This window comes from Alkalibacillus sp. S2W (assembly GCF_046764385.1).
Classification (GTDB): Bacteria; Bacillota; Bacilli; order Bacillales; family Alkalibacillaceae; genus Alkalibacillus; species Alkalibacillus almallahensis.
Genome location: NZ_CP177234.1, coordinates 1,267,671 through 1,281,623, shown reverse-complemented (window position 1 = coordinate 1,281,623; position 13,953 = coordinate 1,267,671). Strand labels below are relative to the sequence as shown.

Annotated in this window: 17 protein-coding genes; 1 reads left to right on the top strand and 16 read right to left on the bottom strand. The window is 38.7% G+C overall.

The annotated features are described in order from the left end of the window. Positions 1-402 precede the first annotated feature (402 nt). From dprA to rpsP, 13 genes are all read right to left on the bottom strand, one after another. Positions 403-1,317, bottom strand: coding sequence for a DNA-processing protein DprA (dprA, locus tag ACKXGF_RS06920; protein ID WP_411955438.1), 915 nt, complete (start codon positions 1,315-1,317; stop codon positions 403-405). A 74-nt stretch (positions 1,318-1,391) separates the two neighbouring features. Further along, positions 1,392-2,294 carry a succinate--CoA ligase subunit alpha gene (gene sucD / locus ACKXGF_RS06915; RefSeq protein ID WP_167260025.1) on the bottom strand — a complete coding sequence of 301 codons (903 nt, stop codon included), beginning with the start codon at positions 2,292-2,294 and terminating at the stop codon, positions 1,392-1,394. A 16-nt stretch (positions 2,295-2,310) separates the two neighbouring features. Further along, positions 2,311-3,471, bottom strand: coding sequence for an ADP-forming succinate--CoA ligase subunit beta (gene sucC, locus ACKXGF_RS06910; protein WP_167260023.1), 1,161 nt, complete (start codon positions 3,469-3,471; stop codon positions 2,311-2,313). Positions 3,472-3,589: 118 nt separating this feature from the next. Continuing rightward, on the bottom strand, positions 3,590-3,859 hold the full coding sequence (locus ACKXGF_RS06905) for an EscU/YscU/HrcU family type III secretion system export apparatus switch protein (protein ID WP_167260021.1): 270 nt from the start codon (positions 3,857-3,859) through the stop codon (positions 3,590-3,592). Beyond that, complete coding sequence (locus tag ACKXGF_RS06900; protein ID WP_411955437.1) at positions 3,856-6,036, bottom strand: hypothetical protein; 2,181 nt, start codon at positions 6,034-6,036, stop codon at positions 3,856-3,858. The genes ACKXGF_RS06905 and ACKXGF_RS06900 overlap by 4 nt, the downstream gene beginning before the upstream one ends. Positions 6,037-6,078: 42 nt before the next feature. Next, positions 6,079-6,849: a ribonuclease HII gene (locus ACKXGF_RS06895; RefSeq protein ID WP_411955566.1), complete on the bottom strand. Its 771-nt coding sequence runs from the start codon at positions 6,847-6,849 to the stop codon at positions 6,079-6,081. A gap of 57 nt (positions 6,850-6,906) precedes the next feature. Beyond that, the gene (gene ylqF / locus ACKXGF_RS06890; RefSeq protein WP_411955436.1) at positions 6,907-7,752 is read right to left on the bottom strand and encodes a ribosome biogenesis GTPase YlqF; all 846 of its coding nucleotides are present in this window, start codon (positions 7,750-7,752) and stop codon (positions 6,907-6,909) included. A gap of 126 nt (positions 7,753-7,878) precedes the next feature. Then, positions 7,879-8,223 carry a 50S ribosomal protein L19 gene (rplS, locus tag ACKXGF_RS06885; RefSeq protein WP_167260015.1) on the bottom strand — a complete coding sequence of 115 codons (345 nt, stop codon included), beginning with the start codon at positions 8,221-8,223 and terminating at the stop codon, positions 7,879-7,881. A gap of 101 nt (positions 8,224-8,324) precedes the next feature. Next, positions 8,325-9,074: a tRNA (guanosine(37)-N1)-methyltransferase TrmD gene (gene trmD, locus ACKXGF_RS06880; protein ID WP_411955565.1), complete on the bottom strand. Its 750-nt coding sequence runs from the start codon at positions 9,072-9,074 to the stop codon at positions 8,325-8,327. After that, positions 9,074-9,592: a ribosome maturation factor RimM gene (gene rimM, locus ACKXGF_RS06875; RefSeq protein ID WP_411955435.1), complete on the bottom strand. Its 519-nt coding sequence runs from the start codon at positions 9,590-9,592 to the stop codon at positions 9,074-9,076. Before rimM ends, trmD begins: the two co-directional genes overlap by 1 nt. 5 nt (positions 9,593-9,597) lie before the next feature. Continuing rightward, positions 9,598-9,984 (bottom strand): YlqD family protein, encoded by a 387-nt coding sequence (locus tag ACKXGF_RS06870; protein WP_167260011.1) that lies wholly within the window; start codon positions 9,982-9,984, stop codon positions 9,598-9,600. A 77-nt stretch (positions 9,985-10,061) separates the two neighbouring features. Next, positions 10,062-10,289, bottom strand: a complete 228-nt coding sequence (locus ACKXGF_RS06865) for a KH domain-containing protein (RefSeq protein ID WP_411955434.1) — start codon at positions 10,287-10,289, stop codon at positions 10,062-10,064. Positions 10,290-10,303: 14 nt separating this feature from the next. Beyond that, a complete protein-coding gene (rpsP, locus tag ACKXGF_RS06860) occupies positions 10,304-10,576 on the bottom strand; it encodes a 30S ribosomal protein S16 (RefSeq protein WP_167260007.1) in 273 nt (90 codons plus the stop codon). Between the two features lie 193 nt (positions 10,577-10,769). On the opposite strand from rpsP, the gene ACKXGF_RS06855 reads away from it, so the two are divergent. Next, positions 10,770-11,147 carry a PH domain-containing protein gene (locus ACKXGF_RS06855; protein WP_411955433.1) on the top strand — a complete coding sequence of 126 codons (378 nt, stop codon included), beginning with the start codon at positions 10,770-10,772 and terminating at the stop codon, positions 11,145-11,147. 72 nt (positions 11,148-11,219) lie between these two features. Here ACKXGF_RS06855 and ffh read toward each other — a convergent pair whose 3' ends face one another. From ffh to ftsY, 3 genes are read right to left on the bottom strand one after another with little or no spacing between them, the layout of a single operon-like run. Further along, positions 11,220-12,560, bottom strand: coding sequence for a signal recognition particle protein (gene ffh / locus ACKXGF_RS06850; protein ID WP_411955432.1), 1,341 nt, complete (start codon positions 12,558-12,560; stop codon positions 11,220-11,222). Positions 12,561-12,572: 12 nt separating this feature from the next. After that, positions 12,573-12,899, bottom strand: a complete 327-nt coding sequence (locus tag ACKXGF_RS06845) for a putative DNA-binding protein (protein ID WP_167260001.1) — start codon at positions 12,897-12,899, stop codon at positions 12,573-12,575. An 11-nt stretch (positions 12,900-12,910) separates the two neighbouring features. After that, the gene (gene ftsY / locus ACKXGF_RS06840; protein ID WP_411955431.1) at positions 12,911-13,933 is read right to left on the bottom strand and encodes a signal recognition particle-docking protein FtsY; all 1,023 of its coding nucleotides are present in this window, start codon (positions 13,931-13,933) and stop codon (positions 12,911-12,913) included. Positions 13,934-13,953: the final 20 nt, after the last annotated feature.

Sequence of the window (13,953 nt, the reverse complement as noted above, 5' to 3'; positions counted from 1 at the left end):
AATGACAATTAAATCACTGTCGAATAACACGATTATCATTTAATTTTTAGGCTCTTTTAAAGATTAGTGTTTTTTTTAAAATGGTGTAGCACTGAGTTGTTGAATTGTGAGAAGCGAAGGTGGCGACTCCTGATCGACTAAGTTCGGTCACGTCCTGTGACCAACGTTGACATTAGGCCGTCCAGGCCGTTACGGGAACAGCACGTGTCTCGAGACCCCCAGAGGTCCACAGGATGTGGGTCACTTCGGCGTTTGTGATTGACGTCCGGAACTTAGCCGAAGTTCCTTTAGTGGCCGAGGAGGCTCGAGCCGTGCCTGCGGAAAGCGTCCACCGAAAGCGGATCACAATAACAACAACGGACTTTAATAGAGCCATTTTTTAAATTTTTCGGGGGAATATACTCATTTAATTTGAGGAAGTGGATGGTTGTCATTCATCCATGATCCTGAAGATAAATATGAATGAAGTTGTTCAGGTGTTGTAACGGGGACAGCACCCTCGTTCAATAAATGATGGCAGCCTTGTGCTTGCGGTAAAAAGATGCTATCTGGGATAACATATACTTCTTTTCCTTGTTCTAAAGCTTGGTCTGCTGTAATCATCGTGCCACTACGCTCCGTCGCTTCAACAATCAACGTAGCAGTAGATAAACCACTAATTAAACGATTTCGTTCAGGGAAATGCCATTTTTGGGGTTTTGTATCTGGGGGATACTCTGAAAGGATTAAGCCCTTATTAGCAATTTGTTCATATAACGGACGGTGTGATGCTGGATACATATAATTAAAACCAAATCCTAGTATGGCAATCGTATTACCATTTTGATTCAATACGTATTGATGGCTCAAACTATCTATGCCCTTTGCCATCCCACTAACAATTGACCATGTTTCGGTTAAAAGTGGTTTAAGCATATAGGAAATCTTTCGCTCGGCATATTGGGAAGGTTTTCGTGAACCAATAACACTTAATTTAGGAGTGTTTAATAAAGAGAGATCACCTTGATAATATAAGATTAATGGTGGGTCTGGAATATGGCGAAGTGACTCGGGGTATGTTTGATCAAACCAACTAATAACTGGCTCAGAGCAAAATTTTTGCCATAACTTTCGCTTAAAGGGGTCGCTGTGGATTAATTGTTGTAATTTTGTTGAATGATCATGAGAAATTCTCAATAGTTGTGAGAGTTCTTTAGGGTTAGCTAATAATAATAAATCAAGCTCATAGTTTTCGAGGAGATAGCGTGATAGGTTTTGCCTTTTAACGAAGCGGGTTTGTAAAATAAGATAAAGTAAAAACGTTTGTTTTTTAGTCACATAACAACACTCCTAACCTATGGATAAAAATCGAGTTGGGCAACACGATCATGCGCCCAACTCGTTATTACATATTAATGAGTTTTACACTTGTCATAAAGATTGTTTTCCTTTAATGTTTCAATCATTGTTTCGCCAATGACAGCTGGAGTTGACGCAACACTAATGCCACAATCATTCATAACACGAATTTTCTCTTCAGCAGTACCTTTACCACCTGAGATAATCGCACCTGCGTGACCCATACGTTTTCCTGGAGGAGCAGTTGCACCACCGATGAAGCCTACAACAGGCTTGTCCATATTAGCTTTGATCCACTCTGCTGCTTCTTCTTCAGCTGTACCGCCGATTTCACCAATCATAATTACAGCTTCTGTGTCAGGATCTTCATTGAAAGCTTTAAGTGTATCGATGAAATCTGTACCATTCACTGGGTCGCCACCAATACCAACAGCTGTTGATTGACCAAAGCCATTTTCAGATAATTGATGAACCGCTTCATACGTTAATGTACCTGAACGGGATACAACACCGATGTGACCTTTTTTATGGATGTAACCAGGCATAATACCAATCTTACATTCTTCTGGTGTGATTACACCAGGGCAGTTTGGTCCTACTAAGCGCGTTTTCTTCCCTTCCATATAACGCTTCACCTTAACCATGTCTTGTACCGGAATATGTTCCGTAATACAAATAACTAGATCAAGTTCAGCATCAACCGCTTCCATGATTGCGTCAGCCGCAAACGGAGCAGGTACGTATACAACAGACGCGTTCGCACCTGTTTCTTCAACTGCTGAATCTACTGTATTGAATACAGGTACACCTTCTACTTCAGTGCCACCTTTTTTCGGTGTAACACCTCCGACGATTTGCGTACCGTAATCAAGCATTTGTTTCGTGTGGAAAAGGGCTGTTCCACCTGTAATACCCTGAACAATTACTTTTGTGTCTTTATTAATAAAAACGCTCATTTTCGTCCGTCCTTTCTTATTTTACTAGAGATACAATCTTCTCAGCACCGTCGGCCATTGAATTAGCAGACGTGATATTTAAGCCTGATTCGTCTAGAATCTTCTTACCTTGTTCTACGTTTGTACCTTCTAAACGAACGACCAACGGAATCTCTAAGCCGATTTGTTTCGTAGCTTCAACAACACCTTCAGCAAGCACGTCACACTTCATAATACCACCGAAGATATTAACGAGGATGCCTTTAACGTTGTCATCGGACAAAATGATCTTAAATGCTTCTGTTACTTTTTCAGCTGAAGCACCACCGCCAACATCTAAGAAGTTAGCTGGTTCGCCGCCATGGTGTTTAATGATGTCCATGGTTGCCATTGCAAGACCGGCACCGTTAACCATACAACCGATATTACCATCTAGGGCAATATAACTTAAGTCATGTTTAGATGCTTCAATTTCTTTATCATCTTCTTCATCTAAGTCACGATAATCAACAACGTCTTTTTGACGGAATAATGCGTTGTCATCAAAGTTTAATTTCGCATCAAGTGCAAGAACCTCACCATCACCTGTTGTTACAAGTGGGTTAATTTCTGCTACTGAACAGTCCTTTTGAACAAATACGTCATACAAGCTCATCATGAACTTAACCGCTTTGCCTAAGTACTCTTCAGGAATATTAATATTAAACGCTAAACGACGTGCCTGATAAGGCATAAGTCCTGTCACTGGATCGATTACCTCTTTAAAGATTTTTTCAGGTGTCTCAGCCGCTACTTCTTCAATCTCAGTACCGCCTTCTTCTGAGCCCATCATAACAACACTAGAGGTTGCACGGTCCATGACAACACCGATATAATATTCGTTTTGAATGTCACAGCCTTCTTCGATTAGTAACCGATTAACTTCTTTACCCTCAGGGCCAGTTTGGTGAGTTACTAATGTACTACCTAAAATTTCATTCGCGTGTTCACGAACGTCATCTAAGCTTTTAGCGATTTTTACACCGCCTGCTTTCCCACGTCCACCAGCGTGAATTTGTGCCTTTACAACAGTAACATCTGAACCTAACTCTTTAGCCGCTTCAACAGCTTCATCAACTGAAAAAGCAACTTTGCTATTAGGTACTGCCACGTTGTAAGAACGGAAAATTTCCTTCGCTTGGTACTCATGAATGTTCATGTTACATCCTCCCATCAAAAGTCACTACAATATACTTAATTAATTAAAACCACACTTCTATCATTATACATGAATTGTGTCGTAATCAAAAGAATCTGTCACATTTTTATATGGTTTTTTAGTATTTTTTGTCTAATTGATAAATGAATACAAATACTTCGGCAACAGCTTGGTATAAATCTTCTGGAATTTTCTCATTTATATTAAGTTCACTCATTAAATTCATGAGCGCTGGATCTTCGTATACAGGAACATCATGATCTGTTGCGCGTTCCAATATTTCATCAGCTACTAACCCTTTACCTTTAGCAACGATCTCTGGTGCATCGTCTGACGCTTCATTATAGCTTAATGCCATAGCTTCCTTGCGTTTATAATTTTCAGTCATACGCGAAAATCCACCCCTTTATAAGACGACTCAACAGATTCTTCTTGTTGAATATCTGGATTTTGTAGCTGTTTTTCGATCGGTTTTACTTGTATTTGATTGAGTTCATACTGTTTATCTCTTAAATTCAATTTAAGTGTTTCAGTCAATCCATTAACTAAAGGTTCCAACTCTTTAGGATTCTCATGATAGATATCTAGTGAAACTTCACCTTGTTTAACCCGCATATCTAAAACTGTTTGTTCAAGATTCGGTAAATCTAAGTAAAACATAACACGACAGTTCTGAGGGTGAATGGACCCATCCGCTTGGCGTTGGCCTTCAAAGTCCATCCATAAATCCTCATTCAAACCTAACATTTCCTTCGGTAACTGAGCAGAAAATTGCATCCAATCTTTCGCTGTATCTTGCATAGATAGATGCATGGCTTGCAAAACTTGATTCATTTGCCCGAATGACTCTTGTCCTGTCTGCGCAAAAGTTGCTTGTAGTAATTGACCCATACCTGGATAATCTTGACGCAACATTTGCGCTTGTACCATATCCTGCTGATTGAACATAGCTTGTAACTGTTGCATGACTTGGTTAACTGACGCGGATTGTTGAGGTTGAGTCAACAATTGCTGCATCATATTATTTAAAACTTGCATAGCACGCGCATCTTGTTGTGTCATTGACTGAGCATTAAATTGAGCTAGTTGTTGCATTAATTGCTGTCCATTCTCACTACTTAGTAGTTGCTGTACTTGAGCGGGTTGGTTTTGATTAACAGCTTGCAGAACTTGTTGAAGCATTTGTTGATTAGGTTGAGATAATTGGTTTTGTACTTGGGCTAATGCTTGTTGCATTCGATTGGTGGCTTGATGATCTTGTTGTGTCATATTAAAAAATGTTTGAAACCGATGCATCATTTGTTGCATATTAGTTGGTTGTGATGATTGCATGACATTTTGCCAGATTTGAAGCCCACGACTTTGTTCTGAGGTTAATTGATTCCCTAACAATTGGTTTAAGTTCTGCATCAATTGTTGACCAGAATCACTATTTAATAATTGCTGAGCCTGTGTGCCTTGATTTTTATTTAAAAACTGAACTAATTGTTGCATTGTTTGTTGATTAGTCGATGATAAATTCGATTGCACTTGATTAAAGACAGGTAATTGTGTCACATTTTGCAGGAAATTCAATCGTTCTGTTCCTGCCTGTTGAAGTTGACTTAATTGATTCATAAACGATTGCATTAACTGCTGTGTTTTTAGCCCACCTGGTAACTGTTGGTTCGCTAACTGCTGAAAACCGGATTGCACTTGATCTGCCGTTAAATTATAAGGTAAGGTCAAATTGGTTGATGTTGCTGCGCCACTTGAATCGATATTAAATGTGATCTGATTGTTCAAAGCCCAATTAGACCATGTACTAGACCATTGAGCAAATGTCGTTTGCTGACCAATGACACCAGCTTTTTGCATCATTTGAAACGTTGTCTCAGATCCACGTCCGATTTCAGATAAAATTTGATGAGATAGTTGTGCCATCATTTGTTGATTTGATATCTGGTTGCCACTAAGTGCTTGTATGTATAAACTTAACTGCATTTGAGCATTCGTCAATTGGCTAGACCCGGCCAATTGACCTTGCATTTGCGACAATGTTTGTTGGACAGAAAGAGGATTATTAATTCGCTGATCCACCGCTTTAAAAGTCTGTTCAGTTAAGGGGAACTGTCTGGTGAGCATTTCACGTAATACCGTTTGGGCATCATGACTATCACTTCGGGCTAAAGATAATAATGTTCCTACATTTTGCTGGCTGACAGGAAGTTGTTCCCTTAACATTTGTGCAAGCATTGTGGTTTCTTGCCGACCTGCTTGCTGATGACTTGCGCTTAATAATGTTCTAGCAGCATCCATGGGTGAACGAACCGGTTCTTCACTGACCACTTGTAAGTGAAGATTAGGATTTGTGCGATTCACTTGTAATAAATAGTTTTGATTGGACTGTAAATTAGCATTTAATTGAGCGACTACTTGTTGCTGCCCTAATTGAACGGCTGCTTTATTATCTGGGAAAAACTTCATCACACGTCCAGACACAACTTGACCTTCACGTAAATTGACCTGGTTTGAATTTGCCTGTCCCGTTCGAATCGATTGAAACACTTTATTTACTTCAGCCATTAATATTCACGCCTTATATTTTTCATTATTAAACGTCAAAGTTTATACATATGACGTTACCGGATTAAATGATCGTCGGTGAAGTGGTGTGGGTCCGTGTTCAGATAATGCTTGTAAATGATTAGATGTTCCATATCCCATATTACGGTTAAATTCAAAATCAGGATATGTATGAGCTGCTTCTACCATCATGTTGTCACGTGTCACTTTGGCTATAACACTTGCAGCAGCAATCGATATGCTTCTTTGATCACCTTTCACAAGTGATTGCTGCGGGCACGACAATTCCTCAAGTGTCATCGCATCTAACAGGCAATAATCAGGCTCTTGACTCATATCATTAATTGCTTCTGTCATAGCTTGTTTTGCTGCATGATAGATATTAATTTGATCAATTCTATTTGCATTGACTATACCGATTCCAACAGCAATCGCATTATCCATAATTGCTTCATAATATTGCTTTCGTTTTGGTTCAGAAAGTTGTTTTGAATCATCAATTCCGATTAGTGAGGAATCAAACGGATCTAAGATGACAGAAGCGGCTACTACTGGACCAGCTAGTGGCCCTCGTCCCACTTCATCAACACCTGCTATAAACCGGTAACCATTTTGATACTGTGTATCTTCGAATTCCTTCATCTTCTCGAACTTAACCTTTAATTGTTCTTGCTTTTCAATCCGTTTATCATATTGATTGATTAGTTTCTGTACACCCGAGCGTGTATCTTCCCTTAATAAGGCTAATTGTTCACTTGTTACCTCATCTGATTCAACCATCGTCTTAATATGACGAATGGTTAGTTGACTCACATCCACCACAATCGTCTCCTTTATTTCTATATCGACATATTTCAATAAATTATAAGTTTAAATATGGTCAAAAGTTATAGGACCTAAATGACCTTGTCGTAAGTCTTTAATAATGACATCTGCCACTTGATCATAATCAATATTCCCACCTGACATTAAGCAACCACGTTTTTTGCCAATTGCATCAAACCATTCAACTATATCTTCACTTTGTAGATTCAGGTTTGGGTAACGTTGAGTTAATGCGTCAGGATAATGCTCTTTCATTGTATTTAAAATATAGACCGCAATATCATCTAAATACAAAATTTGATCTTTGATCGTACCAATGGCCGCTAATTTATAGCCTACCTCTTGTTCTTCAAACTTTGGCCATAGAATTCCTGGAGTATCTAATAATTCGAATTCACCTTGAATTTTAATCCATTGTTGTTTCTTAGTAACACCTGGTTTATCTCCTGTTTGAGCTTGCTTTTTACTGGCCAAGCGGTTAATAAGGGTTGATTTACCAACATTAGGAATCCCGATGATCATAGCTCGTAATGAACGGGGATTAATCCCTTTATTACGTCTTCTTTCATTAATGTGTTCACTAATTTGTTTGGTTTGCTTCACAATTTGTTTGATATCATCTTGGTTATTAACATCAACAGCGAGTGCATAGTGCCCTTGTTCTTGAAAATGATTAATCCAGCTTGTTGTTAGCTCTTGATCAGCCAAATCTTTTTTCATCAATAATATCAATTTTTGTTTCTCTTGAATGACATCTTGAAGCATTGGATTTTGACTTGAATATGGTACACGGGCATCAACTAATTCAATTACAAGGTCTACGAGTGACAGTTGTTCTTCTACTTCCCGTTTCGCCTTTGCCATATGTCCTGGAAACCATTGAATCGCCATACCATCACCTCATTGATTAATTTTATACTTAGTATACCCTTTACGCGTCAGGTTGTCTTTAAATTTGTCGTAAAAAAATAGAGCTTGACGACGTAAGCGCCAAGCTCTTTTTGTTTCTTCTTATACCTATCGTCTTTCTGGGATACGCGCTGCTTTACCACGTAGATTACGTAGGTAATAAAGCTTCGCACGACGTACGCGACCACGACGAGAAACTTCAATTTTGTCAACACGAGGTGAATGGATTGGGAATGTACGCTCAACGCCTACACCGTAAGAAATCTTACGCACTGTAAACGATTCGTTGATTCCACCACCACGACGTTTGATGACAACACCTTCAAACACCTGAATACGTTCGCGGTTACCCTCGACAACTTTAACGTGTACTTTAACTGAGTCACCAGCACGGAATTCAGGTACGTCTGTACGTAGTTGGTCTTGTACGACCTGTTCTAAAATCTGTTGCATATTCGTTCACTCCTTCCAACTAATGCTCTTACTTATCCAAGTAGCGGAACATCGTTATCGACTTAAGAAGACTTAAGCACTAGAATAATATATCATACACCTTAATCTGTTTCAATACCTAGCTCGTTTTTTATTTGATTTAATAGCATTATTTCTCGCTCAGTTAATTGTGATTCATCAATCAGATCAGGTCTTCTTTCATAGGTTCGTTTCATTGATTCATATTCTCGCCAATCATCAATTTTTTGATGATTACCTGATAACAAAACTTCTGGTACTTGATGACCACGAAAATTCTGTGGTCGTGTGTAGTGAGGATGTTCTAACCATGGCGTAGAAAACGAATCCTGTTCTGCAGATTCTTTGTTTCCTAATACTTCTGGTAACAACCGAATCACGCTATCGGCCACCACCATAGCCCCCAGTTCACCGCCAGTTAATACATAATCACCAATTGATATTTCATCTGTTGCTAATTTAGTACGAATTCGTTCATCGTAACCCTCATAATGACCGCAGATCATAATCAAATGCTCTTCCTCTGCTAATTCTTCAGCTTTTTGTTGAGTATAAGGTTCACCTTGAGGACAAAGTAAAACAACCCTCGGTTTAGATTCACGTTGCTTTTGTAAATCTTCAACAGCATCAAAAATCGGTTGTGGCGTAAGCACCATACCAGCACCGCCACCATATGGGTAATCATCTACTTTGTTATGTTTATTCGTCGTATAGGGCCGAAAATCAATCAGGTTATAGTCATAGGCACCTTTATCCTTTGCCTTCTTCAAAATAGATGATTCAAAAACACCTTGGAACATCTCAGGAAATAATGTTAATATGTCCAATTTCATCATGGGAGTAATCCTTCCATGTATTCAATCGTAATCAGCCCATTTTCAATGTCTATATCTTTTACGATATCATCAATAAATGGTATGAGTGCATCCTTTGCACCAGGCTCAGGACGATCAACTACCCACACATCATTTGCGCCAGGTTGCATCACTTCTTTTATCCGACCAAGGTGTTCCCCAGTTGTGAAATAAACGTCACAACCGATAATTTCGAAATAATAGAATTCATCGTCATCCAATTCATGTAGATCTTCAGTACTAACATAAAGTGTTGTTTGTTTTAATGGTTCAACAGACTCCATGGTGTCATAACCTTCTAATGTTAGAAGGTCAAACTGCTTGTGTGCCCGATGAGACTGTACAATAACCTCTACCATCTGATTATTCCACTCCATGAAAAGTCGATTTCCAGGTTCGTAACGTTCATTAAAATCTGTCACCGACATGACACGAACTTCACCTTGAACACCATGTGTATTAACAATCGTTCCTACTTTTAAATAATCTTGGTCCATGTATATCACCTATTTATTTTAACAATTTTTCCATCTTGAACGACGATCTCTCGATTACCCATCAGTTCATCCCAGTTATCACCAATTGAAACCTCAACGATTTCTTCTACTTCACGCTCGGTCATTTCACTGCCCAATGGTAATTGATTTAATTGTTCAAGTTGAAATTCATACCACTCGATTGACTGTTGGCGTTTCAACTCTTCTTTAGCAAATTTTTCTTCAACTTTTTGAGGATCAAATTGTTGTTTAAGAAGTTTTTTCTTTTCAAACACGAGTTGATCAATTTCTTTCCGTTTTGCAGAAATTTCATTTTCAAAATGATATTGCAATTTTTCTTTACTCGTCTCAGTTAATACTTGCTTCACTTTGGTTTGACGGATAATTTTCATGAAGATCACCTGTAGTTTGTGACTTTAATTCTTGGGAATGCAAAAAAAGGGAAAGGTTTTGAAACCCTCTCCCCCTTTTACATAATATCAACATAAACCTTTTTATGCGTGTCCGAATTAGCGGCATGAACCACTGTACGAACCGCTTTTGCGATACGACCGTTTTTGCCAATCACTTTCCCAACGTCATCTTCATGAACGGTTAAGTGATAACGGATTTTTTCATCCGATTCCTCAACATTAACATGAATCTGTTCAGGATGATCAACTAACGGTGTCACAATCGTTTCAATTAAGGGTTTCATGATATCACAAATCCTTATCCGTTATTTTTTGACTCGTGAAACTTCTTCATGATGCCCTTCTCTGAGAACAAGTTACGTACTGTATCGCTTGGTTGAGCACCTTTAGTCATCCAGTCAAGTGCTTTCTCTTCATTGATTGAAACCTCTGGTGTTTCTGATACTGGATTATATGTGCCAATTTGCTCGATGATACGACCATCACGTGGCGCGCGTGAATCTGCAACAACGACACGATAAAACGGATTACGTTTAGAACCCATACGTTTTAGACGAATTTTAGTTGCCATGTCTTACACCTCCATTAAATATCTTATCACAAGTACAGATTGTAGCAGACAGTTCAAAGCGTGTAAAGTATTTTTGCATGACATATTAAAAATCTTTATTATTTCTATTTAAATAAGCATACTATATTAGCAGGAATTCTGCTATGTTTGTCTAATTATAAACAGTGTAAGCTGAATTCAAGGAGGATTCTAGATGGGATTATTTGATGGATTAATGGGTAATGCTTCAACCGCAAAAGCAGAAGAAGTCGAAGAAGAATTAAGTGACTTATTAATTGATAACGAAAACGTTGATGTGGCCTTTAAATTGGTTCGTGATTTAATCGTTTTTACAGATCGCCGACTAATTATGGTAGATAAACAAGGGATGACAGGTAAAAAGACAGATTATCATTCCGTCCCTTATAACAGCATCTCACATTTTAGCATTGAAACGGCGGGTACCTTCGACCTTGATGCCGAACTTAAAATCTGGATTTCCAGCGGTGCACAGCCAACCATTAGTAAACAATTCAAGAAGGATCACAGCATCTACGACATCCAGAAAATGTTAGCTTCGAAGTGCACTTAATTTAAGGCAACTTCTAAAAACAAACACCACTCTATCGCTTATGTCATTCTGCGATACAGTGGTGTTTATATTTTACATAAACGGCAGGTTCATGCCGCCTTTTTTACCTTTTTTAGAACTCGTCATTTGTTTCATCATCTTCTTCATTTCTTCAAATTGCTTTAACAAGCGATTCACTTGAGCAACTGACGTTCCAGAACCTTGAGCAATCCGTTTTTTACGGCTAGCATTAATAATACTAGGTTCAACACGTTCTTTTTTAGTCATCGATTGGATAATCGCTTCAATATGGGATAATTGTTTATCATCCACCTGCATGTTCTTCATGCCTTTCATTTTGTTCGCGCCAGGCATCATATTAACTAATTCATCAAGTGGTCCCATATTTTTCACTTGTTCCATTTGTTCTAAGAAGTCTTCAAATGTAAATGATGCAGATTTCATTTTATTCTGCATTTCTTTCGCTTTCTTCTCATCGACTTCTGACTCAGCCTTTTCGATCAGGCTGAAGACATCACCCATCCCTAAAATTCGTGAAGCCATACGATCAGGATGGAAAGGCTCAAGCTGATCTAACTTCTCGCCCATACCAGCGAATTTGATTGGCTTACCAGTGACAGAACGAATAGAAAGCGCAGCACCACCACGCGTATCCCCGTCAAGTTTCGTCAAGATGACACCACTTATGTCGAGCTGACTATCAAAGCTCTCAGCAACATTGACGGCGTCCTGACCCGTCATTGAATCCACCACTAAGAAGATTTCATCAGGATTCATATTTGTCTTAACTTGTTGTAATTCATCCATTAGATCTTCATCTACGTGCAAACGACCTGCTGTATCAATGATGACATAATCATGATGCTCAGCCTTCGCCTTCTCAATCGCTTCATTAGCAATATCTACTGGATTTGCTTCTGTTCCTTTTGAATAAACAGGTAAATCAAGTTGTTCACCGAGCGTTTCGAGCTGATCAACCGCTGCTGGTCGATAGACGTCTGCAGCAACAAGTAGGGGGTTACGATTAGAATTTTTACGCAAATGATTCGCTAATTTACCTGTCGTCGTCGTTTTACCGGCACCTTGCAAACCAACCATCATAATAACGGTCGGTGGTTTATTAGCCACCGCAATTTTACTTTGTTCACCGCCCATAAGTTCAGTCAGTTCGTCACGAACCACTTTAATAACTTGTTGACCAGGCGTTAAGCTTTCCATTACTTCTTGGCCTACAGCTCGTTCTTTAATTCGTTTAATTAAATCTTTTACAACTTTATAGTTAACGTCCGCTTCAAGTAATGCCAAACGGACTTCACGTGTCATTTCTTTAACGTCTGCCTCACTAACTTTACCTTTACCTGTAATCTTCTTCATCGTTTCTTGCAGACGTTCGGATAATCCTTCGAATGCCATATGGCTGACCCCCTAGTCTAGGTTTTCCAATTGTTCTAGTAGTGCTTGAATATCATCATATTTCTGATGAGATAATTTTTGTTTCATCGCTTGAATCAGTTCATGTCGCTTTTCAAAATAACGATATAAACCGAGATGGTCTTCATACTCTTCAAGCATGAGTTCTGTACGTCTTATGTTATCATATACAGCTTGTCTACTGACATGATAAGTTTCGGAAATTTCACCTAGCGAATAATCTTCTAAATAATATAATTCCATATAATTGCGTTGTTTCTCTGTTAATAACTTCTGATAGAAGTCAAATAAATAATTCATGCGTGTTGTTTTCTCTAACATGATGACACTCCTCAGTTATTTTTGTCATCCGAATCATCTTCATCATTTTCAACACGTGTCATCAGATCACCAAATAAACCATAAACAAATTGATGAGCATTAAACGGTTGTAAATCAGTAATTTGCTCGCCTAGACCCACATATTTGACAGGTATATTCAGTTCATTTCGAATAGCTAACACAATACCACCTCGTGCTGTACCATCCAATTTCGTTAGAACGATACCAGATACATCTGTCGCTTCTTTAAACGTTTTAGCTTGACTTAAAGCATTTTGACCCGTTGTCGCGTCTAACACGAGTAATGTCTCGTGTGGAGCATCAGGGATTTCTCGCTCGATTACTTTATGAACTTTAGACAATTCTTTCATTAGATTCACTTTGTTTTGTAAACGACCAGCCGTATCACAAAGTAAAACGTCTGCACCTCGCGACTTGGCTGCTTGAATGCCATCGTAAATGACAGCTGCAGGATCAGCTCCTTCGCTATGCTTAATGACATTAACGCCAGCACGTTGGCCCCAAATATCCAGTTGGTCAATCGCACCAGCACGGAATGTATCACCAGCAGCCATTACCACTGATTTCCCTTCTTGTTGTAACTGGTAAGCTAGCTTTCCAATTGAAGTTGTCTTACCTACGCCATTAACACCTACAACTAATATAACGGTTAAATCGCCTTCTTGAATATTCAACGCTTCAAGTGATTCATCATCGTCACCATAGTAAATCTCGACTAACTTTTCAGAGATGACTTCCTTTACTTCCTCTGTATCTTTTATATTACGACGTTTTACTTCCATCTCTAATTCTTCAATAAACTCCATGACTGTATTAACGCCAACATCTGCTGAAATTAGAATTTCTTCTAGTTCTTCAAAGAATTCCTCATCAACTTGACGATAACGCGCCACTAGGTCATTAACTTTAGTCGTAAATGAGTCTCGTGTCTTGCTTAAACCATCTTTAAATTTATCAGTCACTTCTTCTGTTTGCTTGCTTACTTTATCTTTTAATTTTTTAAAGAAACTCATCGTACCTTCCTTTCTACTAC

What these genes read in the sequence shown, in the direction of transcription:
- sucC (WP_167260023.1), bottom strand. Translation starts at nt 3,471, where the DNA reads ATGAACATTCATGAGTACCAAGCGAAGGAAATTTTCCGTTCTTACAAC.
- ACKXGF_RS06900 (WP_411955437.1), bottom strand. Translation starts at nt 6,036, where the DNA reads ATGGCTGAAGTAAATAAAGTGTTTCAATCGATTCGAACGGGACAGGCA.
- rplS (WP_167260015.1), bottom strand. Translation starts at nt 8,223, where the DNA reads ATGCAACAGATTTTAGAACAGGTCGTACAAGACCAACTACGTACAGAC.
- trmD (WP_411955565.1), bottom strand. Translation starts at nt 9,074, where the DNA reads ATGAAATTGGACATATTAACATTATTTCCTGAGATGTTCCAAGGTGTT.
- ACKXGF_RS06865 (WP_411955434.1), bottom strand. Translation starts at nt 10,289, where the DNA reads ATGAAACCCTTAATTGAAACGATTGTGACACCGTTAGTTGATCATCCT.
- rpsP (WP_167260007.1), bottom strand. Translation starts at nt 10,576, where the DNA reads ATGGCAACTAAAATTCGTCTAAAACGTATGGGTTCTAAACGTAATCCG.
- ACKXGF_RS06905 (WP_167260021.1), bottom strand. Translation starts at nt 3,859, where the DNA reads ATGACTGAAAATTATAAACGCAAGGAAGCTATGGCATTAAGCTATAAT.
- rimM (WP_411955435.1), bottom strand. Translation starts at nt 9,592, where the DNA reads ATGGACCAAGATTATTTAAAAGTAGGAACGATTGTTAATACACATGGT.
- ACKXGF_RS06870 (WP_167260011.1), bottom strand. Translation starts at nt 9,984, where the DNA reads ATGAAAATTATCCGTCAAACCAAAGTGAAGCAAGTATTAACTGAGACG.
- ffh (WP_411955432.1), bottom strand. Translation starts at nt 12,560, where the DNA reads ATGGCATTCGAAGGATTATCCGAACGTCTGCAAGAAACGATGAAGAAG.
- ftsY (WP_411955431.1), bottom strand. Translation starts at nt 13,933, where the DNA reads ATGAGTTTCTTTAAAAAATTAAAAGATAAAGTAAGCAAGCAAACAGAA.
- ACKXGF_RS06845 (WP_167260001.1), bottom strand. Translation starts at nt 12,899, where the DNA reads ATGTTAGAGAAAACAACACGCATGAATTATTTATTTGACTTCTATCAG.
- sucD (WP_167260025.1), bottom strand. Translation starts at nt 2,294, where the DNA reads ATGAGCGTTTTTATTAATAAAGACACAAAAGTAATTGTTCAGGGTATT.
- ACKXGF_RS06855 (WP_411955433.1), top strand. Translation starts at nt 10,770, where the DNA reads ATGGGATTATTTGATGGATTAATGGGTAATGCTTCAACCGCAAAAGCA.
- ylqF (WP_411955436.1), bottom strand. Translation starts at nt 7,752, where the DNA reads ATGGCGATTCAATGGTTTCCAGGACATATGGCAAAGGCGAAACGGGAA.